Raw genomic sequence first — 23,763 nt, 5'->3', positions numbered from 1 at the left:
CCGGAAAGACTTGTACAACACACAGATACAGCAAATCCCGAGCAGTGCGACAATCGCACTGCTCGGGCCTGGGGAAGGAACTACGCGCCTCGGTAGAGGTCCCCGTGCTGAACGCGCATGACCTTCTTGTGAAGCTTTCCGACACTCGTACGCGGAAGCGCGTCGACGTACAGAATCGTGTCAGGGAGTTGCCATTTGGCGAACGCGCCGTGAAGCAACTCGTGGATCTCGGCGAGCGCAACGTCCTCACCGTCGTTGGTCACCATGATGACGACCGGACGTTCCTGCCATTTCGGATGCTCGACACCGATCACCGCCGCCTCAGTCACCCGAGGATGGGCAATGATCGCGTTTTCCATATCGATCGACGAAATCCATTCGCCGCCACTCTTGATGACATCCTTGAGCCGGTCCGCGAGCTTGAGGTAGCCGTTCTGATCGATGGTCCCGATATCGCCGCTTCGCCAGTAACCGTCAAGGAACCTGTCGGCGTCGTCATCAAGCTTGTGGTACCGCGCGGTGATCCACGGTCCCCGCAGCAGGACCTCGCCCTTGCTGTTGCCGTCGTGCGGCAAGTCGTTGCCCTCCGGATCTACGATCCGCACATCGACACCGCCCGCGGGAAGACCCTGATAGCGCTTGATACTCCACCATTCGTCTTCCGTCACCTTGCCCTGCAAGGTCACCTTGCGGCCGTAGTTCACGAAAGCCATCGGCGCAGTCTCGGTAGCCCCGTACGCATGGATGAAATCAGCACCGGTCAAGTCGTGGAACCCACGCATGAGCGAGAGCGCGGGCTCGGTGGCGCCGGACAGCAGTCGGGTGCGACTGAAGTCCGGTTTGACGTCGAGCGTCTCGATGTAGTCGAGCATCGGCTGGAAGATCGCCGGGGCGCCGTTCGCGACCGTCACGTTCTCGGCGATCATCACGTCCGCCAACATGTCGGTGTCCACTGCCGAATAGCGGCCGGGCAGAACGATCTTGGCCGCGACGTAGACGGCGGACTGCGGAAGACCCCAGGACTGGCTGTGGAACATCGGCGTGATCAGCATGACCGCGTCGGCGGCGCTCATCCCGTAGGACGAGGCCTGTGTCAGGGTGTGCAGGTAGATCGCTCGATGCGAGTAGTACACGCCCTTCGGCCGGCCGGTGGTGCCGGTCGTGTAGCAGGCGCTGTAGGCGGAGCTCTCGTCGATCATCGGCCAGTCGATCTCCGGGGACGCCTTCGCCACCAGGTCCTCGAGATGACGGACGTTCGGCAACGTGGTGGCGATCTCCGAGAGGGGCTTGTCGGACATCACCACCCAGGTGACCTCCGGCGCAAACGGCGCCACCGATTCTGCGACGCTCAGCAGGCTCTCGTCCACCAGGACGACAGACGCGCCACCGTGGGTGGCGACATACCCCACGTCCTCGGGCGCCAGGCGCAGGTTCATCTGCAGCATCACCGCTCCTGTGCCCGGGATGGCCCAGTAGAGTTCGAAGTGCCGCTTACTGTTCCAGTCCAGGATCCCCACCACGTCACCGGGTTTCACGCCCAGGTCGGTCAGAGCGTTGGCAATCCGCTTGATGCGTGCGTACGCGTCGCCGTAGGTGTAGCGGCCCCATCCCCCGTCGGCGGTGCGATAGACGATCTCGCGCTCAGGGTAGTTGCGGGCCGAATGACGGATCAGCGTGGTCGTGTTGAGCTGGTACGAGTCGTCGTTCGTCGACGGGTGACCCTTGACAATCGCGGTCATTGCGCGCTCCTCAGATCCGGTCGTCCTACTGGTGCTGCTCGCGCCCACCGATGTCGCCGAGGGCCCTGCCCACGACGCGGGATTCACGCACCTGCACTTGCACCCTGGGCTTTGACGCTCCGTGGGACTGACCACCCAGACATCACATTATTCTGCATGGCAGATCATTTCTCTTATTCAGAGTTGCACAGGACGACAACGCAAGTCAAGACGTGAAGGCCGAAAACTGAAGCCGCTCAGAAACTCTCAACCATCCCGACACCGCGCGGAGCACTGCAGCGTGGAGCCGACGAATCGCCTGGCGTTGCGTCGTCAGTCCCGCGAACCCGAAGTACCCGACGAGCCGGCGCTGGCCATGGCCAGCGCAAGGTCCGTGTACTCCCGTGCGATCTCGTGCGGCGGCGGGCTTACGCCAGGCTTGTACCAATCGGCCACGGCAACGCACATCGTGACGATCGCAGTGGCGGTCGACGACGCCGGCACGGTTCCGACCCGCCCCGCATCACGACAGGCCTCCACTGCTGCCTGCACAATGTCCCGGACCTCCGTCCGTGCCTGGAGGTGCAGCGATCGGCCGGACTCGTCGAGCGACCGTAACTCAGTGGACGCGAGCACCGCCGAGGCCTGACGGTACGTGTGGAAAAGGATCACGCACTCGACCAGGTTCGCCAGCCGTTCAGCGGGTGAATCCGCTTCGGCGTCTGCAGCGACGCATCGACTTGTCAGCTCCGCCATCGCGCCTTGCAGCAATTCAGTGAGCAGAACGTCCTTGCTCTCCACGTGGTAGTAGACGCCGGCCATCGACAAGCCGCACCGGTCGGCGATCATCCTGACGGTGGCAGCGTGGTAGCCGACCTCCACAAAGACATCGAGCGCCGTTCGAAAGACCGGAGGGAGGTCCAGCGGCTCGAAGTCTCGCCAGTTGTCGAACCGTGGGCCGGCGGGCTCGGGCGGACGCAGATCCAGCGGCACCCCGAGCGCGGCCGAGAGAGCCTGCAAGCGCTCCTGGCCCGGCAGGCTCTTGCCATTCTCGAACTCGCTCAGCGATGACGGGCTCATGCCGACCAGTTGAGCCAGCTGTCGGAGCCCGATCTCACGCTCGATACGCGCCGACCGAATCCTGGCGCCGAGCCCCTCCCCACCGATTCTTCCCGCCCGCTCCATGAGCACCACGGTATCCCGCCGATGCGATCACCCGGCCAGACGGCCACCATCCACAACGATGGTCTGCCCGGTCATGTATGCCGCGTCGTCGCTCGCGACGAAAAGCACTGCTTGGGCGATCTCCCCCGGTTGACCATGGCGCCCCAGGAGCAGATGCGAGCGGATGGGTGCAACCCGGGCCGGGTCGCTGAAGACATCCTCGGTGGCCGGTGTCTCGACAAGCCCGGGTGCCACGCCATTGCACCGGATGCCTTGCTTGCCGAAGTCGTAGGCGACCGACCGAGTCAGGGCGAGCACACCGCCCTTCGCCGCGATGTAGGCGGCGAACGAGGGGCCCGCGACGAACGACGCGGTGGAGGCGGTATTCACGATGGCGCCGCCGCCGCCCTTCACCATATGCGGGATCGCATACTTGCAACCCAGCCACACACTCTTGAGAGTGACCGCCAGAGCCTGGTCCCACTCCTCCTCGGTGGTGTCGACGACGCTGCGGTTCAGCGGCGCCCAGTAGGCATTGTTGTGGAGAACATCGATGCGGCCATACGCGTCGACCGCCTCCTCGACCATCGACTCGACCGAAGCGGCGTTGGCGACATCGACGACCGACACCCGCGCGGTGCAGCCCTCTGCCTCGATTGCCGACACAGTCTCCTCTGCACCCACCTTGTTGATGTCGGCCACCGTTACCAGGGCGCCCTCTCTGGCGAAGGCCAGCGCCGTCTCGCGGCCGATGCCGGAGCCGGCGCCCGTGACGATTACAGATTTGGCCTCAAAGCGGTTACGACCAGTCACTCCGACACCCCTTCCAGTTCGTTAATTCTGCTATGCAGAAGTTATCTCTGATATAGAAGGTTGGCATGGCGGACGGTTCGCCGTCAATAGCACGCTCACCTTTCGTTCGAAACTTAGCGATCGATAGGTCTTGACGAACCAAACAGACGGCAATACGGTCTTCGTGAGACATCCGAGCGATGCGCGTCACAGCACAAGGCGAGTGCGAGCCGGCAGCCGCAGAAACCAGGAGTGGGACCACCTGCGCGCCGTCGATCCGCTTCCTCGACTCAGGCGACATCCTGCTCGAGTACGTAGCCCGGACCCGCAAGTTGCGTAACGCCAACATCTCTCATGCCCCCGTAAGCAAGCTCAGCGCCGCCAACGGCGCCTAGTCAGGAGTACTCCAATGAGCGACATCCTCGAGTTCGCGGACCAGTTCTTCAACGCCGTCTCGAACGGCGACATCGACGCGGTGGCCGGCTTCTACCGCGACGACGTGACCGTCTGGCACAACTTCGACAACCTCGACCAGTCCCGCGAGGACAACCTCGCGACCCTCGCGGGAATCTCCGGCCGCTATGACGCCTTCGGCTACGAGGACATCCGCCACACCGCCCTCGAGGACGGCTTCCTCCGTCAGCACGTCATCAAGGCCACGGTCAGGAAGAAGACCGTAAACGTCCCCGCGGTCCTGCGCGTGTACGTCGAGAGCGGCAAAATCCACCGCATCGAGGAGTACTTCGACCGCGGCCAGCTCAGCGCCGTGTTCAGCTGACCCGACCCGCACCAACGCCCCCGGTGGGGCATGGCGCATCCGCCAGAGCGTTTCGACCCACCCGGCCTGCAGTCGGCCTCCCATTGATCCGGTTCCGCCTGGTGACACCGGGCTCCGGCCACCACGACGATTACCCACCGTTCGCAACTTAGCGATCGATAGATCTTGACTAGCCGAACGCTCGGACCTACCGTCGAGCCGAGAACCCGGCGAGCTGGCCGACACACAGCGAGGAGAATGTGACATGACAAACACGGAATTCGAACTAGGTGGCGTGTGCCACCTGGCGCTGGTGTGCCAGGACATGGAGCGCACCGTCGACTTCTACACCAACGTCCTGGGCATGAAGCTGTCCATGACGCTCTCCCTGCCCGGTGGCGGCCAGCACTTCTTCTTCGACATGGGCGGCGGCCAGTTCATCGCGTTCTTCTGGTTCGCCGACGCTGCCCCGCACGCCCCCGGCATCGCGGCGCCCGCGGCCATCCCCGGTATCGGCAGGGAGATCGCGTCGGCACACGGCTCGATGAACCATGTCTCGTTCAAGATCCCGCTCGACAAGTTCGACGAGTACAAGGCCAAGCTCGAGGCCAAGGGTGTGCAGACCGGACCGATGCTCAACCACGACAAGTCCGAGCGCGGGATCAGCCTCGAGGACAGCGACTCCACGTTCGTGAAGTCGATCTACTTCTTCGACCCGGACGGCATTCTGCTCGAGTTCGCGGCGTGGACCCGCGAGCTACGCGAGGACGACGTCGCGCACGCGCCCCGGACCGCGGACGGCGGCCTCGGCGCTCCGGTTGGGGCTGCTGCGAAGTGAGCGAGATGCTCGCGCTCGCAGACAAGATGTTCACCGCCCTCAGTCGAGGCGATGTCGCCGTCCTCGACGAGATCTATCACGCGGACGTGAAGATCTGGCACAACTGGGACAACGCCGAGCAGTCCCGTGAGGACAACCTCCGCATCCTCTCGGGCATCCCCACCCGCTACGACGACTTCGGCTACGACGAAGCCCGCTGTGCCGCCCTCGAGGACGGCTTTGTGCGTCAGCACGTCATCCGGGCGACCATCGGGGACAAGACCGTCAACGTCCCCACCATCTTCCGGGTGTTCGTCGACGGCGGCAAGGTCCGCCGCATCGAGGAATACCTGGACGCCGGCGAACTTCGCAAGGTCTTTGCCTGAATAGGGACGCGATCAAGGAAAGGCCCCGCCGATCGATTCGATCGGCGGGGCCTTTTCCATGCCTTACCCTTGCCGCGCAGGAAGATTCGTTCTATTCCGAGATCACAGGAAGAACGCGGCGACCTCGTCCACCGCCTGGGCCAGTGCGGCGGCGATCTCCTCGCGGGTCACGTCGGACATCCGACTCTTGGGCGTGGAGACGTTCAACGAATAGTGCGCCCCGCCGTACTCGCCGAGCGAGACCGACACCGACACAACTTCGTCCTCGGACTCCTCGTCGCTCGTGGCGAACCCGACCCGGCGGACCTCCGCGAGCTGGCGGAGCAGAACCGACCGCTTGGTGATCGAGTGCGAGGTCAGGCCCGTCAACTTCTCCTTGGGGTAGAGCTCGCGCACCCCACTGTCGTCCAGCGTGGCGAGCAGCGCCTTGCCCGACGACGTGCAGTGCGCAGGCATGGTCATGCCCATGCGGGACCCGACCCGCACCGCCCGAGCACTCTCGACCGAGTCCACGAAGGTCACCGTGTTCCCGTCGAGCCGGGCCAGGTGGACCGTCTCGCCGAGGCTGGCCGAGAGCCGTTCGAGGACCGGGTGCACGCGCGCCCGAACGTCGGTCTGGCGCAGGACCGCGAACGCTATCGTCGTCAGGGCCGGGCCCGGCTCGTAAGCCCGCGAGCCCTCGACCTGACGAACGAACCCGCGGTACTGCAGCATCGCCAGTAGCCGGTGCGCAGTCGACGAGGCCACCGAGAGATACTCGCTCACCTCGGTCAGCCGGATGCTGCGACGATCGCCGAGCAGCAACAGGATCCGAAGCGCGTTGTCGACAGACTCGATCGGGTACTGCGGACGATTCGGAGGTGCATCTTCCTTTGCAGTCACGCAGGTAGGGTAACGGCAGGGGTGCGCAACACGTTCTTGGTGACCTTGCCCGAGGCGTTTCGCGGCAGCGAATCGACCACCACGAGGTCAGTCGGCAGCTTGTAACGAGCCAACCTCTCCCCGGCCCAGGTGCGCAACTCCTCGATGGTCAGATCCGCCGCGCCCTGCTTCAGCGCGACCACCGCGACCGGGGTCTCGCCCCAAGTCGAGTGCGCCCTGCCGATCACGGCAACCTCGGCGATGTCGGGGTGGCCGGCCAGCGCGTTCTCGACCTCGGCGCAGTAGATGTTCTCCCCGCCGGAGATGATCATGTCCTTCGCGCGGTCCACGACATAGATGAAACCCTCGTCGTCCATCCGCACCAGGTCACCGGAGTGGAACCAGCCGCCGGCGAAGGCCTGCGCCGTCGCCTCCGGGTTGTTCCAGTACCCGGACATGAGCCCCGGGCCGCGGTAGACGATCTCCCCGACCTCACCGGGCTGCACATCCACCATGTCGGGGTCGACGATGCGGGCCCAGACCCCGGGCACCGGGCGCCCGACGGAGCCGAGCTTGCGGCGTGAGTCCTTGGCCTCCAGCACGCACGTCACCGGGGACATCTCGGTCTGCCCGAAGAGCGCGAGGCTCGCCGCGCCCGGCAGAACCTCGCCCATCTTGCGGAGCAGGGTGTCGCTGGCCGGCGCCGCACCCCAGGAGCTGACACGGAGCCTGGACAGGTCACGCGGCACCCGCTCCTGCTCGTCGCAGACCGCCTGCCACTGAGTGGGTACGAGGAACGTCGACGTGACCCGCTCGCGCTCCGCGACGTCGAGGAGGGCGCCCGCGTCGAAGGAGACGCTGGGCATTACGACCACCGTGGCGCCCATCAGGATCGCCGGCGCCGCCAAGCCGAGGGTGCCGATGTGAAACAGCGGCGCGGCGCAGAGGCTGACCTCGTCGTGCATTTCGAAGCGGAAGGCCATCACGTTCGTGGCCGCCTGCGCGGCCAGGTTGCGATGTGTCAGCACGGCGCCCTTGGGGCGTCCGGTGGTGCCCGAGGTGTACATGAGCAGCGCAGGCTCCGACTCCTCGGTCACGGCGATCGAGGCGCCCGAACCGGGGTGGGCGACGAGGACGTCGTACGGCGTTGCGCCGCCAGCACTCTCGTCGATGCCCTCACCGACCTGGAAGACCAGGACCTGGCCCTCGGCCTCCGCGCACGCGGCGATTCCGGTGGCGTTCGCCTGCTTGTCCACGAAGAGGACGACAGACCCGCTGTTGTCGAGCGTGAACGCCACCTCGCCGACGCTCAGCCGGAAGTTGATCGGCACGGCAATAGCACCGATCCGGTTGGCGGCGATGATGATCTCGATGTACTCGGCCTGGTTGCCCATCAGCAGCGCAACGCGGTCGCCGCGGCCCACACCGCGCTCGGCGAGTGCGGCAGAGACGGCAACCACTCGCTGCTGAAGCTCCGCCCAGGTGATCCGGCGATCGCCGAACACAATGGCCGGGAGGTCGCCGCGCTCGAAGGCGTGCCGTGCAACCTGGTTGACCCAGTGCTGCTTGCGTGCGAGCCCCAGCTCGTCGTTCTCGGTGCCCATCACCACTGCGCCTTGGGGAAGCGCTCGGCGATCCAGTCGCACATGACCTCGGCGACCTTCTCGCGGGCGCCGGCCGGCTCGACGAAGTAGTGATCGCCCGGCAGGTCCTTGCGCTGCTTGTCGGTGCTGGCGATGGCGTTGTACAGCGCGTCCGCATCGCTGGGGAACACGCCCGTGTCGCCGTCAGGGTTGATGACAAACGCAGGCACAGTGATCTTCTCCATGTGCATTTCCGCGCGACACTGGGATTCTTCGAGACTCCACATGTGCAGCCAGTTCCGCAGCGTGCTCCCGGCACCTATGCCGCGGTCGCCGCGATTCGCCACGGCAGTCGAGCCGCGGTAGCACTCGCCCGCAGGCCGACTGCTCGGATCCAGCGTCGCGTCGACCATGCGGGGGTCCGCCCAGGTACGCGGAACACCGAAGTGCCGGTCGAAGTAGCCAGCGGCGGTGACCCGGGCGAGCTCTTCCCGGGCCCACGCGGTGATCCGGTGGTTGCGAGCAACCTGCGCAGCACGGTATCGCTCGATGAACTCCTCGGAGTACGGCGGGCCGTTCTCGGGGTTGAACAGGTCGAGTTCGGGGTCAGTCAGCGTCGGGTCGTTCTCGTCTACGACGGCCGCGTCCAGCCACGAGGTCAGCACATCGGGCCGGCCGCCGTGCGCGGCGAGGGAGATGTAGGCGTCACCGGGGATGAGCTCGTCGATACCCAACGCGGGTTCCATATCGCGGGCGGGACGGATGCACGACTCGACAGCTTGCGCCTGGTAGGCCGCCATCAGCGACCCGCCGCCGGAATTGCCAAGCAGGATAACCTGATCCACACCTGCATGTTCCTTCAACCAGCGGACGCCCACGCCGATGTCGACCAGGGCCTGGTCGAGATTGAAGAGCTCCTCGTAGCCGCGGTACCGGGTGTTCCAGCCCAGGAATCCGACACCGCGCTCAGCCATGAACTCGGCGATGTAATGCTCGGAAAAGTCAATCTGGTAGTGCGAGGCGATCATCGCGATGCGCGGCTTCTTGCCGGCCGGCGTGTAGTAGATCCCCTGACACGGGTAGCCGCCGGCCCCCGCGCGCTTCGCGCCCGGGGACTCGCTGCTGACAAATTCCTTGTGGACGGTCGGGCTGGTGGTAGCGCCGGACATGGTCAGACAACCTCGTATTCATTGAGACTTGCGTATTTCTTCAGGTGCGTAAACATCAAATCGACCCGTTCGAGGACGATTGGATCCGTCAGCCGGCCTTGCTCGTCAAAGTGATTGGGCGCGAAACTGAGGAGAATCTCGGGCCCCGGCAGCACCGGGGACCGCGAGAAGACGAAAGTGTGACGCAGTTCGAACTGGCTGCGCGCTGTGCCGAGGCGGCCGGGCGTCGCGCCCATGAGCGCCACCGGCTTGCGCTCGAGCGCCGAACTGCCGAGCGGCAGCGAGAGCCAGTCGAGCGCGTTCTTCAGGACGCCGGGGATACCACCATTGTATTCCGGCGTGGCGATGACCACGGCATCGGCGGCCGCAACTTCCGCGCGCAGCGCATGGACGCTCTCCGCCTCGTTACCGATGTGATCCTCGTTGAACAACGGAATGTCGCCCAGCAGCTCCGTGATCCGCAAATCGACATCGGCGGGTGCTAGTTTCTCCGCCGCTTCGAGGAGCTTGCGATTCCACGAATCTCGGCGGAGGCTGCCGGCGATTCCACAGACAACAAAACGATCGTCACTCATCATGCAGCTCCCAGATAGGCTGCGACGACTTCCTCGTCGCGGATAACCTCGGCGGGCTTGCCGAGGGCGATTCTTTGACCGAAGTTGAGGACGCAGACGCGGTTCGAGATACCCATGACCATCTTCATGTCATGCTCGACCAGCAGGATGGCCACGCCGAGGTCTCGGTTCACCTGCACGATGGTCTCCGTCATCTCGGCGGTCTCGTCGTGGTTCATGCCCGCGACGGGCTCATCGAGCATGATCAGTCGGGGTTCCATCGCCAGCGCCCGCGCCAGCTCGATGCGCTTCTGCGTGCCGTGCGGCAGCGATCCGACAGGGATGTCGGCCAGATGCTCGATCTGCATGAGTGCCGCGACCTCACGAACCTTCTCCACCGCGGCCTTCTCCTCGCGAGCAGAGCGACCCAGCCAGAGCATGTTCTCCAAGGCGCCCGCGCGCATCGCGTTGTGCCGCGAGAGCAACAGGTTGTCCAGCACCGTCATGGCCGGGAAGACCTCGACGTTCTGGAAGGTCCGGGCGATGCCCTTCTTCGCGATCTTGTGAGCGGGCATCCCGAGGATCTCTTCGCCCGCGAAGCGCACCGAGCCGGACTGCGGCGCGTATACGCCCGAGATGCAGTTGAACAACGAGGACTTGCCCGCACCGTTCGGACCGATGACGGAGAACAACTCACCTTCGGCGATCGAGAAGCTCACGCCATCAATCGCTTTCACTCCGGCAAAGCTCAGGGAAAGGTCCTCGACCTCCAACAGGTCGGCACGCGTCTCAGACATGCTGGATCGCTCCTTCGGTATCGATTCCCGTGGCCTGCACTGCCGGCGCAGGCTCGGCTGTGCCCACCGCCGACGCACCCAGGTAGAGTTCCGCGATTTCCGCGTCGCCGCGCAGGTCCTCCGCCTTGCCCTCCTTGACCACGCGGCCGCCTTCCAAGACATATCCGTAGTGGGCAATCGCCATCGCCATTGCCGCGTTCTGCTCTACGAGCAGAATGGATGTGCCCTCCTTGTTGATGTCGACGATCACGTCGCGGACATCCGCGACGATCTTCGGCGCCAAGCCGAGGCTCGGCTCGTCGAGCAGGAGCACCTTGGGCTGGGACATCATCGCCCGCCCGATCGCCAGCATCTGCTGCTCGCCGCCTGAGAGATAACCGGCTTTGCGCGCCATCAGGTCGCCCAGCCGCGGGAAGTGGTGCAGCACCCGCTCGCGCACCTCGAGTTCCTGGGCCCTGCGATAACGCCGGACATGGCCGCCGCTCGCGAGGTTCTCGGCCACGGTCAGGCCGGGGAACACCTGCCGGCCTTCCAACGCCTGCGCGAGCCCCGCCTTGACACGCTTGGACGACCGGTCGTTGGTGACGTCCTTGCCCAGCAGTTCGACCTTGCCCGAGGCGACGGCGCCACCGTGCACGCCGAGCAGTCCGGAGACGGCGCGCATCAGTGTCGACTTGCCCGCGCCGTTGGGCCCGAGGAGGCTGACGATCTGGCCCTGGGGAACCGTGAGGCTCACGTCCTCGAGCGAAAGCGAGGCCGCGCCGTAGCGGACGCTGAGGCTGTCAATGACCAGCGAGTTCATTTGCTACCTCCCGAGATTCGAGCTCGGACCCAGTCGACAGGCCGCTTGAACAGCGCGACCAGACCCTTGGGCTCGAAGATGAGGACCAGCACGATCACGAGGCCGTACAGGAACTGAGAGAGCAGGGGCGCGGTGACGCCGCCGTCGGCGCTCGCGTCCTTCGAGACAAACGGAAGGTACGGCGAGACCACATTGACCATCTCAGGCATCGCCTTGATGAAGAATGCGCCGAGGATCGCGCCCGCAACCGTGCCCATACCACCGATGACGACCATGGCGATGAAGTCGACGGAGACCATCATCGTCCACTGGCTCGGCGTGAAGTAGCCCATGTAGGACACCAGCAGCGCGCCGGAGACACCGGCGAGGGACGAGGAGACAACGAAGGCGACGACCTTGGTCCTGGTCACAGGAATCCCGGCGACGCCTGCGGCGATGTCCCGGTCTCGGACCGCCATGAAGGCGCGACCGAGCCGCGAGCGCTTGAGGTTCCAGGTCAGCACGGTGACGACGAGCAGCACTGCCAGCGCGAAGTACCACCAAGCCTGGAACGAGGTCAGGATCTCCTCGCCTCCCGACGACCGGTAACCGTCCAGCAAGTCCTGCCCATTGATCTCGACCGCAGGGGCCGTCCGACCATTGACACCACCGCTCATACTGGTCCAGGTCTCCCAGACGTACGTGCCGATGAAAATCAGGGCCAACGTCGCAACCGCCAGGTAGAGCCCGCGGATGCGCACTGCCGCAGGACCGACGAGGGCACCAGCGAGTCCGGCAACCACTGCGGCTGCAGGCAACCACACCCAGACCGGCAGTCCCACATCGACTCCCAGCCAGGCTGAGGTGTAGGCACCGATCGCCATGAATACCGCGTGGCCCATCGAGATCTGACCGGCAAAGCCGGTGATGACCTGCATGCCGAGGGCGCCGACGGCCGCAATCAGCGCGAAGATTCCGACGCCCATCCAGAGGTCGGACTGCACGACCCAGGGCACCAGCAGCATCGCCACGACCCACACCGCAACCCACACACGCGTGCTTCGCTTCTTGGTCCGCACGACGTCAGCCGGACCACCTGCGGTGGCGTCGTCGACGGGTGCGGGTTCGAGAGTTGTTGTCATCGATCAGACCCTTTCAACGCTTTTACTGCCGAAGAGTCCGTACGGTCGGACCACCAGCACGGCGAACATGACGATGTAGGGCAGGACCTCGTGCAGTCGGCCGCCCCCGATGTCCGACAGGTAGTAGGACCCCATCACCTGAATCAGGCCGACGACCAAACCTCCGACGATCGCGCCGACCAGCGAGTCCATGCCACCGATCACGATCGCGGGGATGGCAAGCAGCGCCACGATTCCCAATGACGGCGAGACGACCCGGGGGAAGGACGCCAGGAAGACGCCGGCCACCACGGCAAGGAAGGCCGCGAGTCCCCATGAGAGGGCGAACATCCGCCGTACGTCGATTCCCTGTGCGAGCGCCGCCTCCTGATGACTGGCGGTCGCGCGGAGCGCCAGTCCGTACGGGGTCTTCTGGAAGAAGTAGGCCAGTCCAGCGAGGACCACAACGGAGGTGCCGATCGTCACGATGCCACTCCAAGGCAAGACCACGGAGCCGACATTCACTGTGCCGGAGCCGACAGGGCCCGCCGAGCCGTGTGTACCGACGCCCCAGATCATCAGGATCGCCTGGTGGAGCATGATCGAGATGCCCAGTGTCGCCAGCACGACGGTAGTCACGGATTTGCCAACCATGCGGCGGAGGAAGACCGCCTCGATCAGGACCCCGAGGACCACGACGATGACGGCCGCCATGACGAACGCCAGCCCCCAGGGCATGAAGGCCATCAAGGCCAACACTGCGTAGGCGCCCAGTGCCACGATCTCGCCGTGGGCAAAGTTGAATGTGTGTGAGCCCTTGAACATGATCACGAACCCGAGGGCGATCAGTCCGTAGACCATTCCCAGGGCGATGCCCTGGAAGCCGAGCTGTAAGAAGAGCGACATTCCCCTTCTACTCCTTTGGTCGAACATTGTGTGGCACTTGGGCTCTAGACGGGCGAGGTGTAGTACTTGGGTGGCGTCGAGGCGCCCGCCGTCCTGGGGAAGCGGGCACCTCGACGCTCGACTTAGAAGCCGTTCGCCGCGCCCCAGGCCTTCGCCTCGCCGGCGGCCTTGAAGTCCGCGACCGGGATCATCATCCCGGCGGCATCCACACGGTTCATCCTCGTCTCGTAGCTGACGATCGAGTCGCCGTCCTTGAGGTTGACGGCCGGCAGGATGCCACCGAAATCGATCTCGAGGTCTTCCATCGCCGCCAGCACGCCGTCGCGGGTGAGGTCCTTTTTCTCACAGGCCTTTTCGAGCACGGCCTGGGTTGCCACGCCGCTGAGCCAGCCGACGACCTGAAAGTTGCTCGGCTCCTCGTTCGGCGCGTACTCCGCCAAGGCCGTCTTCATGTCCGCGATGCCCGGGACCTCGTCAGCGAGCACGCCGTAGCTGGCGGACACGTAGAAGTTGTCCAGCAGGCCCGCGAGCGGCTTGGCCAGCGCCGCGTTCCAGGCGGCCGAGTAGCCGACCCACTTGGGCTTGAAATCAAGCTGCGCCGACTGGCCGACGATGCTCGCGGTCTGAGCCATCGTGTTGCCGAGGATCACCACCTGAGCACCGGACTTCTTCAGGTCGGCGACCTGAGCGGTGAAGTCGTTGTCCGTCGGGGTGTACGCCGGGCTGGCGACCACCTCCACGCCGTCGATCTTGTCCGCGGCGAACTTGACGGCGTCGGCGTAGATCGTGCCGTACTGATCCGCGGGGGTGATCACCGCGACCTTCAGCGGGTTGGTGGCGCTGGCACCGGCCTCCTGGGCGGCCCAGACGAGGCCGTTGATCAGCTCCACCTCGAAGGGCGGTGTGTAGATGGAGACCTTGTCGAGCTTGATCGCGGCGGTGTTGAGCGAGGACGCGAAGGTGGGCATGTTGTCCTTCGCGATGTTGTCCTTGATGGCCATCATCGCCGGTGTTCCAACCAGCTGCGGCATCATCACCACCTTGTTGTTGATGGCGCGGTACTGCTGCGTGGCGACCTGAGGGTCGTACTTGGTGTCCATCTTGTGCAGGACGAGCTTGCGGTCGCAGACGCCGCCCGCGGCGTTAACTGCGTCCACCTGCACCTGCATGCCGACCGTGCCCGAAGTAGCCGCCTGGGCGAGAGGGCCGGAGTAGTCGGACAGCAGCGCCAGGTTGATCTCGGTGTCGGTCACACCGATGCCCATCTTGACGCCGTCGGCGCCTGCGGAGGCGTCGCTGCCGGACCCACCGCAAGCGGTGAGCGTGAGCATCGCGGCGACCGCGACAACCGGAACCGCCTTCATCGAGACCATCTAAATACCCCTCTTGGAATCTGTGACGTGACGCACATCGGATCAGCGCTCCAGTGCATTCAACAGCCCCACGGCCCTTCCGTCAATACCTGATTAGCGCTCGATAACCTCCAAACGCTAGTGCTGTCACCTGCATATATCGTTCTATAGCCCTCTGTGCAGAAAGATCTTCTGCCAAACGCGCAGGTTGTCGTCGCGCGGGGAGAGTTCCGGAAATCGGACAGGACGGTCGTCCAATTCAGTCCCGGCGCCGGGATCACTCAGAGAAGTCTCCGGCGCTGCGCTGACAGACCCAGCCCCAGCGCGGGTGGCAGCGCAGTCGCCCAGAGAATCCGGGCGGATAAGTCGACGGACAACGGACGACATGGTCAGAACATTTCGGTCAGATATGCCGAACACCCCCGGAGGCACCCGAGAACCGGGGCGTCAACGTCCCGCCCCTCGGCGAAGTGGGGCCGTCGACCACCCCCTACGCGCACCTCCGGAGGCATTTGCCAAGCATTAACTCAAATCAGATCGGTCGGATGGCGCGTGGTCCCCGACCGTCAGAAACCGCTTGCCTCGACCTGATCCAGCTTGATCTCCAGGCCGATCGAGCCGGAGGTTGCCGCCTGGGCGATCGGGCCGGAGTAGTCGGTGAGGATTCCGAGATTGATCTCGGAATCGCCGACGCCCTTCCCGACCTTGATCCCGTCCGCACCTGTTGTGGAGTCTCCACCGTCCGACCCGCCGCAAGCGGTCAACGCGAGCATCGAGGCGATTGCGAGGGCTGGAACAGCTTTCCTCAGCATCTTCCGTACGTCCCTTCGGGCTGTGACCTGAACCACACCGAACCGGCGGTCTCGAGCATTGAACAGGCATACAAGCCGCCGAGTCAAGGACTTCACTATCGATCGATAAGCACAAGATGCAGTCGCCCAACCTGGGCTGATACGGAGAAGCTTCCTTGTGCAGAGGATTTTTCTTCTGCGAGCACCGTGCGGGCCGCGCGGGCAGGCAGACCACATCAGCAACGAAGCTGAACTGAATTCGGCGACAGTGCCGGAAGGAACTGCCGGTGCGATACCGAACGGGCCAACGTCACACCACCCGACGCGCCTAGTCGAGCCGCGACACCTCGTGGCGCCAAGCGGCACCCAAATTGAGACCAGCACCCAGGTTCGGCAAGTCCGCCAGATCCTCGGCACCGATCGGCACCAGCGTGCCGCCCGCCGAGACGATGGACAACGACAGCGAGGCGATCACGTCGACAGAGATGGCGCGAAGCACCGCCTCCTGCACCGACGCGCCGGTGGACGTGAGGCCATGGCCGCGCATGAGCACCACCGGCCGATCGCCGAGGGAATCGGCCACGTCGTCGCCCAGGGCAGGGTTGTGAATCAAAGCGGCCCTGGGGAATACGGGCACTCCACCGTGTGCCAGCACCGCTCCCGGGATGTCGTAGGCCCCGACGATGGGCAGGATGGGCAGCCCCGCGAGATCGGCGGCCACGACATTGTGCGGGTGCGCGTGCACCACAGAGGTGACATCCGGACGGCGCATGAGAATCCGGCTGTGCAGCGGCAACTCGTACGGCACGGTGTAGCCGCCGTCGAGCGCACCCACTGCGCCCGGCGCGCCGGTCATGTCGACCAGGCGGATGTCCTCGGCGGTGGTGCGCAGCAGCCCGCGCTCCTGCGGCCCCCGACAGCGGATCAGCATCCGCGACTCGTCGATCCGGAAGCTGATGTGCCCCAAGATCCCCGGGGCCAGCTGCCGGGCGGCGAGCACCCGGCAGCCCTCGGCGACGAGCGCCCGGAGCTCCTCGAGCTCCCCGGGCCTCATGCCTGCACCGCCGTGCCGGCGAGCTGGGCGTGGACCTGCTCGGCCGGACCGCCCGCCGCAATAGTGCGTCTGAGCTGAACCGATGCCTTGGGCCAGTTCACCGTCAACCCGCCGCTGGCTCGCCCGTCGGAGTCCTGCCACACAGCAGCCAACCGGAAGGGATCCGACTGCTCCACGACGGCCGGACTGCCCTCGAGATTCCGCGTGCCGAAAAGCTGGATCTTCCAGTCGTACTGGTCACTCCAGACGTAGGCGACCGGGTCGTGCGAGAGGGTCGAGTACGGATGAGAAATGTTGTGGGCCACACAATTTGCTTGCTCCACGGCGTTGGTCCAGTGCTCCACGCGAGCTGCCTTCTCCTGCCGCGGTTGGTACCACCGGGCGATGTCGCCGACGGCGAAGATGTGCTCGGCGCCGGCCACGCGGCCATACTCGTCGCACTCCACGCCGTCCTCCAGCGCCAGGCCCGAGGACTCCAGCCAGCGCGTGTTCAGCACCGCGCCGATACCGACGACGACGGCGTCCACGAGGATCTTCGTGCCGTCGGAGAGCTCGGCCCACATGCCACCGTCCACCTGCTCGAGGCTGGACACCGTCGCGCCGAAGCGCGTGTCCACCCCGTTCGCGCGGTGCAGCTGCGAGAAGCGCTGTCCCAGATCGTCTCCGACCACCCGCGCCATGGGCGTGGGAGCGGGGTCGACGATCGTGACCTCGATGCCCTGCTTGCGGGCGAGCGAGGCCACCTCCGCGCCGATGAACCCGGCGCCGACGACCAGCAGCCTGTTCGCGCCCCGCAGGCTCACGCGCAGCGCGCGGGCGTCCGCGATGGCGCGGAGCACGTGCACGTCGGGACCGGTCCACGGCGACGGCCGCGCGGCCGCGCCGGTGGCGATGACCAGCTCCTCGTAGCCCAGAAAAACCCCGTCGTCCAGCACCACCTGCTTGGCCTGCGGCCGCAATTCGACTGCGGCCCTGCCCAATACAAGCTCGATGCCGAGCTCGCTCGCCTCGTCCGCGGTGAGCAGTGGAACGTGTGCGTCGCCGTCGAGCGGGGCCTTGGACAGCGGCGGCTTGTCGTACGGCAGATGCGACTCGGCCTCGACGACCGTCACGACCCCGGCGTAGCCCTCATTGCGCAGCGCGCGGGCAGTGCGGATGCCGCCGACCGAGCCGCCGACGACGAGAACCCCGCCGCTCACTCGTCCTCCAGCCAGAGGGCGTTGGCCGGGCAGCTCTTCGCCGCGGTCTCGACCCGCTGGCGGTCGGACTCGTCCACCCGGGTCTTGAGCAGCACCACCAGACCGTCGTCGTCCATGTCGTAGACGTCGTCCGCCGCGACCACGCAATTCGCGTAGCCCTGGCACAATTCGAGGTTCGCCTTGAGAATTGCCATGTGAGATTCTTCCTTCAGTAGGTCGCGCGTAACACGGCCTTAGACTTTGATTCCCATCCCGCCATCGGAGTGGACGACGCGGCCGGAGATGCCGCGCGACCGATCGGAGGCGAGGAATACGTAGCTCCACGCGTGGTCGAGGCCGTCGAGCGCGACGCCCAACGGGTTGCGGCCCGCGAGCTCCTTCGCCCGGTCCGGGCCGTCGAGCCGATTCTCCGTCAGGCCCAGCGTCGCGAGCCCGCTCAAATCGGTCCCGAGGGTGCCGCCGGGGGCGACGCCGTTGACACGGATGGCCGGCGCCAGCTCGTACCCGAGGGTGGTGACGAGCCCGCGCACCGCGAATTTCGATGCGACGTACAGTGTTCCACCGCGGCCCGGGTAGTACGCCGACGTCGACTCGGTGAGCACGATGGAGCCACCGGACTCACGCAGCGCAGGCGTCGCAGCCTTGACGCTGTGCAGGTGCGACTTGACGTTGACGGCGAACATCTCGTCGAACGCATGGTCCAGCATGTCGGCGTCGATGCTCTCGAGCTTGCGGTAGAAGTCGAAGACCCCGACGCAGTTCACCAGAACGTCCAGGCCGCCGAAGCGATCCACGACCGCCGACACCGCGGCGTTGTTGGCCGCCGCCTTGGTGGCGTCGCCCTGCACGACCGCGACCTCGGGGTGCTCGGCCGCGAGGGCCTCGCACTTGGCCGAGTCGAGCTCGAGCACACCGACGCTGGCACCCTCCGTGAGGAAGGCGTCCACCACGCCGCGCCCGATGCCGGAGCCGGCCCCGACGATCAGCGCGCGCTTGCCGTCGAGCCAGCCGGTCACGAGGCGTCCTCGGTGGCGATGAGCGACTGGAACGGCTTGCCGACCATGGCCGAGAGCGTCGTCTCGTTCTGCCAGGTCAGGGCCTCCAGCTCGAGCGCGTCCAGGGTGATCCACTGACCGGACTTCGGCGACTCGATGAGCAGCCGTACGCCGTTGCGGGTGTGCACCTTCGAGATCCGCATGTCCGAGAACTCGTTCGCGATGACGATGGTCTCGCCGTCGCGCTGGTCCTGCAGGACACCGAGCCGCGAGTTGGCCCGGGCCGCCGCCGCGGCGTCCTCCGCCTCGCCCTCCCAGGAGAGCTTCACAGGAACACCGCCAGGTTCTGCATGCGCAGCACGGACTCGTCGGCGGCGATGTGCCGGCGGGCGAGCCGCCAGACGCCGTCCTCGAGACGCAGCAGGTCGACGCGCCCGATCGAGAGCAGCGAGGGCTCCAGCACGTCGCCGCGGCTGCGAAACAGCAGGACGGCCGACTCCACGACGAGCTCGTTCTCGTTCTCGGTCGCGAAGGTGCGGACGTTGGACAGGTGGTGGCGCAGGCGCGAGGGGGGGTCCTCCGCCCAGGCGTGGCCGGTGTCGAAGCGCGCGACGCGGCGGCTCAGCGAGTACTTGTCCTCGTCGAAGTGCGCCATGTCCTTGGCCGTGTCATAGCCGGTACCCAGCGCCGTGGTGACGCGGATCGGCATGAAGTAGTGGATGTCCTCGGCGAGGGTGTCCAGCCAGGCGTCGTAGTCCTGCCGGTCGAGGATGTAGGTCTCCTCCACGAGCCAGCGGTGCGCCGTCAGGTGCCGCTGATCGTCGAACGCCAGCGAGGGACCCACTGCTGCGGTCTTCGACGCGCCCTGGCCCAGCGGAGAGCTGGCGGAGTCGATGGGGATGTAGGTGCTCACGGTTACGCCTCCACCTTCTCGCTGCTGCACTGCGCTGCCGTCTCACTGCTGCACTCACCATCGACCTGGGGAGCACCGACGTGGATGTTGGCCGGCACGGGCGCAGGCTTCTCCAGGTAGTCGGCCCACTCGTTGAGCAGGTGCCGCTGGTTGTATTCGCCGTAGCCGACGTGCGCGACGCCCGGACCACAGAACTCGTCCTCGGTCAGGGGCTGCACCACTGGGCTGTCGTCGTGCAGCATGCCCATGCGACCGTTGAGCAGCAGACGGCGGGCCATCGAGCCGCCGGCGGTGTTGGTGAGGGAGACCCAGTTCTCGACGTCGTCCTGCTCGAACATGCCGCTGGAGCCGAAGCACATCAGGTAGGCCTTGTAGGAGAGCTTCTTGAACTCCTCCGGGGCCTCCTTGTCGACGACGAACCAGGACAGGACCTCGGTCTCGTCGGCGCTGATGGGCTGCCACTGACGGATGGATATGAAGGGCAGGACGTCGTCGCCCTCGGCGACCTTCGGCCAGTTGTGGACCAGGCTGATGTTCGGGAACACCGAGGCGGCGGAGATCATGAAGCCGTCGCGTCCGATGACGTCGACCTGCTCCTGGGACCACTGCTCCTTCATGCGCTCGACCATTTCGTCGGGATAGCCGACGTAGTTCATCTTCTCTTCGAAGGTTCCCGGGGGCAGCTTGTACGTGGTGCCGCCACCCTTGCCCGCCCAGTACGTGTTGCCGTCCTTGCGCTTCTCCGCCTTCGGTTCGCGGAACAGGCCGATCTCGACGACGCTCGTGTGGGTCTGCGGCGTGTGGTACATGTCGCCGGCGAAGTTCTCGGCGCCGATCTTCCAGTTCGCCTTGACTCGCCAGCGCTGCGGTCCGCGGACCTCGACGCCGCTGGCGCTCTGCTTGGTGTAGTAGTCGAGGTAGAACTTGAAGTCGCCGAGGAAGTCCTCGAGCGGCTCGGCGTCCGGGTCCATCGACACGAAGATCAGCCCGTTGTAGATGCCCAAGCTGGGCGCAGGCAACAGTCGCTGTCCCTTGCGTGCGAAGCCTTCCTCGCCGCCGTAGGCCTCCTTGTGGAACGGCATGCCGACAATGCGGCCATCGTTCTTGTAGGACCAGCCGTGGTACGGGCAGCGGAAGTGCGAGGCGTTGCCCTGCTCCGCGCGGCACACCTGCATGCCGCGGTGCAGGCACATGTTGAACATCGCGTGGATCTCGCCGGACTGGTCACGGCTGACGATGAACGAGTTGTCCATGACCCGGCGCACGACGTAGTCGCCGATCTGCGGCAGCTCCGACTCGTGGGCGACGAACATCCACGCCCGGCTGAACAAGCGCTCCTTCTCCGCCTCGAAGACCTCGGCGTCGTTGTAGATGTGGGCGGGGAGCATGCCCCGCCGGACGTTGGCGAGGACGTCGGCCGCATCACGCATGGGACCTCACTTCAAGAGAAAGTTTCTGGTTTACAGAAACTGATTCTGCACCGCGACTCCGATTGAGTCAACCACTCTTCCAACGGCGAGCGGTGTGGATCGGTCGGACCCGAACCCCGGGCGCGCACCCGGCGCCGGGGCCACCTACGCAGCAGCAACATCCAGCGTCCCGAGGCCCCATCCGACAGAGGGCAACGCTGGAACAGTGAACGCGCGACACCGGTGCGAAATCGGCCATTTGAAGCGTCGGGCCACCACGACCTCCAGTGGCCGCACCCGGCCAATTCGCAGGCCTTTCGATCGGAGACGCGCCGACCCGGCCGTCAGGCCGTCGATCGACAACCAAGCGGCGAGAGCGCTCTACCGCACCCCGCACTGCGTCGAATCCACCGCAGCATCCGGAACTGGGGCCGGAGCTTCGGCCTCGAGACCCGGTAACGCGCAAGCGATCTGCTCGATCGACTACGCCGGAGTCGACGAATCCGTCCTGCAGATCGCCAGGTCCAGTTTGGCGAGCGTCGAGCCTTGTCGACCGACATCTCCTCTGCTATAAATCTCCTCTAGTGAGCAGAAACGTGTTCTGCGACACAGTTGAGGTGCGCCAGGACTGCAACCGCCGACGCACCACATCCAAGAACTTCAGCCCAAGAGGGTCCAGAGCTCTAGCCCGAAGGAATGACCGAATGACCGCTGAACAGACCATTGATCCGATAGTTGTCCAAGTCCGAGCCGACAACCGGCGGCGAGCCTGGAGCATGACGGGGCTCGTCGTATTCCTCTACGTCGTCAACTTCGCCGACAAGGCCATCCTGGGCATCATCGCCCAGCCACTGGCACGGGAACTTGGGCTGAGTTCCACCCAGATCGGCATGGTCGGCTCACTCTTCTTCCTGACGTTCACGATCGGGGGCTTCCTCGCGGGCCCGTTGAACAAGTATCTGACATTGCGCTGGGCACTGCTGATCCTGGCCGCGGTGTGGTCGGTAGTGTTGCTGCCCCTGGTGGTCGCAGCCAGCCTGGTCACCCTCATCGCTGGTCGTATGCTCTTGGGCCTCGCCGAAGGCCCGAGTTCCGCGCTCATGCACACAGCGACCTACTCCTGGCATCCACCCGCCAAGCGCGGGCTGCCAGGAGCGTTCCTCATGGGATCAGGGTCAGTCGGGAAGATCCTGCTCGCCCCGGTCCTCACCTATCTCACCGTCAGCTACGGCTGGAGGACAGCTGTCATCACGTTGACCTTCCTCGGCCTCGCCTGGTCGGTGTGTTGGCTGATCGGATGGCAGGAGGGCCCCTACACGGGGAAGACGTCGAAGTCGCACGGCGACGACGAGAATGCCGAGCCGAGTGTTCCGTGGCGAAAGATCTTCCTGACCCGCACGTTCCTGAGCTGCTCCGCGCTGACCATCTTTGTCTACGCACTGACTACCGTCGTGCTGACCTGGCTCCCTTCGTATTTCGAGAAAGGTCTCGGATACAGCGCGATGCAGGCTGGGTCCATGTTCGCGATTCCATCCGTCATCGCCCTGGTCTTGATGATCGTCTCGAGCACGTTGACCGACCGGTCGATGGCAGCGGGGGGAAGGTCCCGAACCTCACGGATCATCGTCCCGTGCGTCGGTGTACTCGTCGGTGGTTCCATCCTGGCAGCTCTGCCCCTCTTCGACGTGCCGATCGTGACGGTCTTAGCCCTGTCGATCGGCTATGCGTCCGTGAGCATGGCCTTCCCGCTTCTCAACGCCGCCATCTCCGAACTGTGCCCACCTCAGCAGACAGCCGGCACCATGGGCGTGTTCCTCGCAACGATGGCTGTCGGCGGACTCGTTGCGCCCTATGCCACTGGCGTCATCGTCGACCATGCCGCCACCCCAGCCGCCGGCTACGGCTTGGCGTTCCAGGCAATCGGCGTCTGCGCCGCCATCGCCGCCGTCGGGGTCCTGATCCTCTCTGATCCGGACCGCGACCGCCGCGCCATCCGGGGCTGATCATCACGGCCAACCGCGCTGCCGAAGCGGGTGGTGGACCGCGCCGTGCAGCTGCACGGCGGCTGCGGCTTCACGGTGGAGTACCCAATCGGCCGCGACATCGCCGCCGGGTTCAAATAGTTCCATGCCCCACGATGAAGGCACCTTCGGACGACCTGACGGTCCGAAGGTGCCTTCATCCGTTTCCAGCCCTGTACAGACCGTGGGAGTGCCGGTCTGAATCCGACAGTTCGCTCGTGGAACCGCGCCGCGGCGCGGCGCGTCCAATCTCCTGACGGACCATTTCCGCGAGCCCTCCAGGAGGCCGAGACCATGCCAGGCCACGTGTACGTCTCACCCGACGCGCTGATCTCCGCCGCCGCCCAACTCGAGGCCCTCGCGCAGCGTCTGCGGTCCGCGCTCGACGCCAACGCCGCCGCCCTGCACCTCTCGCCCGCCGGCAGCGAGGAGGTCTCCACCATGGCCGCCGCGTCGTTCAACTCGGTCGCGGACAGCTTCCTGCCCGCCGCGGCGACGGGGATCGCCGAACTGGTCACCGCCGCGGTCACCCTGCGCGGGCAGGCCGCCGAGTACACGGACCTCGACCACTCCTTCGGCACCGCGCTCGACGCGGGCGCCTGAGCACCGCCCCGAGGAGACAC

25 protein-coding genes are annotated in these 23,763 nt (G+C 65.6%); 5 read left to right on the top strand and 20 right to left on the bottom strand.

Translation table 11 applies throughout. The features are described 5' to 3' along the window. Positions 1–80 precede the first annotated feature (80 nt). The 3 genes from RT2_RS08915 to RT2_RS08905 form a co-directional block, all read right to left on the bottom strand. Positions 81–1,739, bottom strand: coding sequence for a long-chain-fatty-acid--CoA ligase (locus tag RT2_RS08915; RefSeq protein WP_072844441.1), 1,659 nt, complete (start codon positions 1,737–1,739; stop codon positions 81–83). A 312-nt stretch (positions 1,740–2,051) separates the two neighbouring features. Beyond that, on the bottom strand, positions 2,052–2,903 hold the full coding sequence (locus tag RT2_RS08910; protein ID WP_072844606.1) for a TetR-type transcription factor C-terminal domain-containing protein: 852 nt from the start codon (positions 2,901–2,903) through the stop codon (positions 2,052–2,054). 27 nt (positions 2,904–2,930) lie between these two features. Beyond that, on the bottom strand, positions 2,931–3,695 hold the full coding sequence (locus tag RT2_RS08905) for an SDR family NAD(P)-dependent oxidoreductase (protein WP_072844439.1): 765 nt from the start codon (positions 3,693–3,695) through the stop codon (positions 2,931–2,933). Positions 3,696–4,083: 388 nt separating this feature from the next. Here RT2_RS08905 and RT2_RS08900 point away from each other — a divergent pair, with 388 nt between their 5' ends. The 3 genes from RT2_RS08900 (at position 4,084) to RT2_RS08890 (ending at position 5,634) form a co-directional block, all read left to right on the top strand. Next, entirely contained in the window at positions 4,084–4,452 is a 369-nt protein-coding gene (locus RT2_RS08900) for a nuclear transport factor 2 family protein (RefSeq protein WP_072844437.1), read from the top strand. A 244-nt stretch (positions 4,453–4,696) separates the two neighbouring features. Further along, complete coding sequence (locus RT2_RS08895; RefSeq protein ID WP_072844436.1) at positions 4,697–5,269, top strand: VOC family protein; 573 nt, start codon at positions 4,697–4,699, stop codon at positions 5,267–5,269. Beyond that, entirely contained in the window at positions 5,266–5,634 is a 369-nt protein-coding gene (locus RT2_RS08890) for a nuclear transport factor 2 family protein (RefSeq protein ID WP_083577221.1), read from the top strand. The genes RT2_RS08895 and RT2_RS08890 overlap by 4 nt, the downstream gene beginning before the upstream one ends. 102 nt (positions 5,635–5,736) lie before the next feature. Here RT2_RS08890 and RT2_RS08885 read toward each other — a convergent pair whose 3' ends face one another. The 17 genes from RT2_RS08885 to RT2_RS08805 all read right to left on the bottom strand — a co-directional run bounded on the left by RT2_RS08885 (position 5,737) and on the right by RT2_RS08805 (position 21,140). Next, positions 5,737–6,516, bottom strand: coding sequence for an IclR family transcriptional regulator (locus tag RT2_RS08885; RefSeq protein WP_072844434.1), 780 nt, complete (start codon positions 6,514–6,516; stop codon positions 5,737–5,739). Further along, complete coding sequence (locus RT2_RS08880; RefSeq protein ID WP_072844604.1) at positions 6,513–8,099, bottom strand: long-chain-fatty-acid--CoA ligase; 1,587 nt, start codon at positions 8,097–8,099, stop codon at positions 6,513–6,515. Before RT2_RS08880 ends, RT2_RS08885 begins: the two co-directional genes overlap by 4 nt. After that, the gene (locus RT2_RS08875) at positions 8,099–9,247 is read right to left on the bottom strand and encodes an alpha/beta hydrolase (RefSeq protein WP_072844432.1); all 1,149 of its coding nucleotides are present in this window, start codon (positions 9,245–9,247) and stop codon (positions 8,099–8,101) included. Before RT2_RS08875 ends, RT2_RS08880 begins: the two co-directional genes overlap by 1 nt. A 2-nt stretch (positions 9,248–9,249) precedes the next feature. Further along, complete coding sequence (locus RT2_RS08870; protein WP_169888233.1) at positions 9,250–9,822, bottom strand: NADPH-dependent FMN reductase; 573 nt, start codon at positions 9,820–9,822, stop codon at positions 9,250–9,252. Further along, positions 9,822–10,598 (bottom strand): ABC transporter ATP-binding protein, encoded by a 777-nt coding sequence (locus RT2_RS08865; protein WP_072844428.1) that lies wholly within the window; start codon positions 10,596–10,598, stop codon positions 9,822–9,824. The genes RT2_RS08870 and RT2_RS08865 overlap by 1 nt, the downstream gene beginning before the upstream one ends. Continuing rightward, positions 10,591–11,400 carry an ABC transporter ATP-binding protein gene (locus tag RT2_RS08860; protein ID WP_072844426.1) on the bottom strand — a complete coding sequence of 270 codons (810 nt, stop codon included), beginning with the start codon at positions 11,398–11,400 and terminating at the stop codon, positions 10,591–10,593. The genes RT2_RS08865 and RT2_RS08860 overlap by 8 nt, the downstream gene beginning before the upstream one ends. Next, on the bottom strand, positions 11,397–12,404 hold the full coding sequence (locus tag RT2_RS08855; RefSeq protein WP_245709129.1) for a branched-chain amino acid ABC transporter permease: 1,008 nt from the start codon (positions 12,402–12,404) through the stop codon (positions 11,397–11,399). The genes RT2_RS08860 and RT2_RS08855 overlap by 4 nt, the downstream gene beginning before the upstream one ends. Before the next feature lie 120 nt (positions 12,405–12,524). Then, positions 12,525–13,406 (bottom strand): branched-chain amino acid ABC transporter permease, encoded by an 882-nt coding sequence (locus RT2_RS08850; RefSeq protein ID WP_072844422.1) that lies wholly within the window; start codon positions 13,404–13,406, stop codon positions 12,525–12,527. A 122-nt stretch (positions 13,407–13,528) separates the two neighbouring features. Next, positions 13,529–14,779 (bottom strand): ABC transporter substrate-binding protein, encoded by a 1,251-nt coding sequence (locus tag RT2_RS08845; protein ID WP_072844420.1) that lies wholly within the window; start codon positions 14,777–14,779, stop codon positions 13,529–13,531. 545 nt (positions 14,780–15,324) lie between these two features. Beyond that, positions 15,325–15,531 (bottom strand): hypothetical protein, encoded by a 207-nt coding sequence (locus tag RT2_RS08840; RefSeq protein WP_072844418.1) that lies wholly within the window; start codon positions 15,529–15,531, stop codon positions 15,325–15,327. A gap of 346 nt (positions 15,532–15,877) precedes the next feature. After that, positions 15,878–16,603: a 3,4-dihydroxyphthalate decarboxylase gene (gene phtC, locus RT2_RS08835; protein ID WP_072844416.1), complete on the bottom strand. Its 726-nt coding sequence runs from the start codon at positions 16,601–16,603 to the stop codon at positions 15,878–15,880. Beyond that, positions 16,600–17,802 (bottom strand): NAD(P)/FAD-dependent oxidoreductase, encoded by a 1,203-nt coding sequence (locus RT2_RS08830; protein WP_072844414.1) that lies wholly within the window; start codon positions 17,800–17,802, stop codon positions 16,600–16,602. The genes phtC and RT2_RS08830 overlap by 4 nt, the downstream gene beginning before the upstream one ends. Beyond that, positions 17,799–17,996 (bottom strand): ferredoxin, encoded by a 198-nt coding sequence (locus tag RT2_RS25790; RefSeq protein ID WP_031940479.1) that lies wholly within the window; start codon positions 17,994–17,996, stop codon positions 17,799–17,801. Before RT2_RS25790 ends, RT2_RS08830 begins: the two co-directional genes overlap by 4 nt. 39 nt (positions 17,997–18,035) lie before the next feature. Continuing rightward, on the bottom strand, positions 18,036–18,818 hold the full coding sequence (gene hcaB / locus RT2_RS08820) for a 3-(cis-5,6-dihydroxycyclohexa-1,3-dien-1-yl)propanoate dehydrogenase (RefSeq protein ID WP_072844412.1): 783 nt from the start codon (positions 18,816–18,818) through the stop codon (positions 18,036–18,038). Continuing rightward, the gene (locus RT2_RS08815) at positions 18,815–19,126 is read right to left on the bottom strand and encodes a hypothetical protein (protein WP_072844410.1); all 312 of its coding nucleotides are present in this window, start codon (positions 19,124–19,126) and stop codon (positions 18,815–18,817) included. Before RT2_RS08815 ends, hcaB begins: the two co-directional genes overlap by 4 nt. After that, on the bottom strand, positions 19,123–19,710 hold the full coding sequence (locus tag RT2_RS08810) for a 3-phenylpropionate/cinnamic acid dioxygenase subunit beta (protein ID WP_072844408.1): 588 nt from the start codon (positions 19,708–19,710) through the stop codon (positions 19,123–19,125). The genes RT2_RS08815 and RT2_RS08810 overlap by 4 nt, the downstream gene beginning before the upstream one ends. Before the next feature lie 2 nt (positions 19,711–19,712). Further along, the gene (locus RT2_RS08805) at positions 19,713–21,140 is read right to left on the bottom strand and encodes an aromatic ring-hydroxylating oxygenase subunit alpha (RefSeq protein ID WP_072844406.1); all 1,428 of its coding nucleotides are present in this window, start codon (positions 21,138–21,140) and stop codon (positions 19,713–19,715) included. A 683-nt stretch (positions 21,141–21,823) separates the two neighbouring features. Here RT2_RS08805 and RT2_RS08800 point away from each other — a divergent pair. Continuing rightward, positions 21,824–23,122 carry an MFS transporter gene (locus tag RT2_RS08800; RefSeq protein ID WP_072844404.1) on the top strand — a complete coding sequence of 433 codons (1,299 nt, stop codon included), beginning with the start codon at positions 21,824–21,826 and terminating at the stop codon, positions 23,120–23,122. 312 nt (positions 23,123–23,434) lie between these two features. After that, complete coding sequence (locus RT2_RS08795; protein WP_072844402.1) at positions 23,435–23,743, top strand: PE family protein; 309 nt, start codon at positions 23,435–23,437, stop codon at positions 23,741–23,743. The last annotated feature ends 20 nt before the right edge of the window (positions 23,744–23,763 follow it).

Origin of the sequence: Rhodococcus tukisamuensis NBRC 100609, from assembly GCF_001894985.1 — a bacterium.
Lineage (GTDB): Bacteria > Actinomycetota > Actinomycetes > Mycobacteriales > Mycobacteriaceae > Rhodococcus_G > Rhodococcus_G tukisamuensis.
This window is presented reverse-complemented; position numbering and strand designations above follow the sequence as displayed.

Excerpts from the sequence above, each read along its gene's own strand:
- RT2_RS08845 (WP_072844420.1), bottom strand. The coding sequence starts at position 14,779 with ATGGTCTCGATGAAGGCGGTTCCGGTTGTCGCGGTCGCCGCGATGCTC.
- RT2_RS25790 (WP_031940479.1), bottom strand. The coding sequence starts at position 17,996 with ATGGCAATTCTCAAGGCGAACCTCGAATTGTGCCAGGGCTACGCGAAT.
- RT2_RS08800 (WP_072844404.1), top strand. The coding sequence starts at position 21,824 with ATGACCGCTGAACAGACCATTGATCCGATAGTTGTCCAAGTCCGAGCC.
- RT2_RS08915 (WP_072844441.1), bottom strand. The coding sequence starts at position 1,739 with ATGACCGCGATTGTCAAGGGTCACCCGTCGACGAACGACGACTCGTAC.
- RT2_RS08900 (WP_072844437.1), top strand. The coding sequence starts at position 4,084 with ATGAGCGACATCCTCGAGTTCGCGGACCAGTTCTTCAACGCCGTCTCG.
- RT2_RS08895 (WP_072844436.1), top strand. The coding sequence starts at position 4,697 with ATGACAAACACGGAATTCGAACTAGGTGGCGTGTGCCACCTGGCGCTG.
- RT2_RS08870 (WP_169888233.1), bottom strand. The coding sequence starts at position 9,822 with ATGAGTGACGATCGTTTTGTTGTCTGTGGAATCGCCGGCAGCCTCCGC.
- RT2_RS08855 (WP_245709129.1), bottom strand. The coding sequence starts at position 12,404 with ATGCTGCTGGTGCCCTGGGTCGTGCAGTCCGACCTCTGGATGGGCGTC.
- RT2_RS08875 (WP_072844432.1), bottom strand. The coding sequence starts at position 9,247 with ATGTCCGGCGCTACCACCAGCCCGACCGTCCACAAGGAATTTGTCAGC.
- RT2_RS08860 (WP_072844426.1), bottom strand. The coding sequence starts at position 11,400 with ATGAACTCGCTGGTCATTGACAGCCTCAGCGTCCGCTACGGCGCGGCC.
- RT2_RS08795 (WP_072844402.1), top strand. The coding sequence starts at position 23,435 with ATGCCAGGCCACGTGTACGTCTCACCCGACGCGCTGATCTCCGCCGCC.
- RT2_RS08805 (WP_072844406.1), bottom strand. The coding sequence starts at position 21,140 with ATGCGTGATGCGGCCGACGTCCTCGCCAACGTCCGGCGGGGCATGCTC.
- RT2_RS08910 (WP_072844606.1), bottom strand. The coding sequence starts at position 2,903 with ATGGAGCGGGCGGGAAGAATCGGTGGGGAGGGGCTCGGCGCCAGGATT.
- RT2_RS08880 (WP_072844604.1), bottom strand. The coding sequence starts at position 8,099 with ATGGGCACCGAGAACGACGAGCTGGGGCTCGCACGCAAGCAGCACTGG.
- RT2_RS08840 (WP_072844418.1), bottom strand. The coding sequence starts at position 15,531 with ATGCTCGCGTTGACCGCTTGCGGCGGGTCGGACGGTGGAGACTCCACA.
- phtC (WP_072844416.1), bottom strand. The coding sequence starts at position 16,603 with ATGAGGCCCGGGGAGCTCGAGGAGCTCCGGGCGCTCGTCGCCGAGGGC.
- RT2_RS08850 (WP_072844422.1), bottom strand. The coding sequence starts at position 13,406 with ATGTCGCTCTTCTTACAGCTCGGCTTCCAGGGCATCGCCCTGGGAATG.
- RT2_RS08865 (WP_072844428.1), bottom strand. The coding sequence starts at position 10,598 with ATGTCTGAGACGCGTGCCGACCTGTTGGAGGTCGAGGACCTTTCCCTG.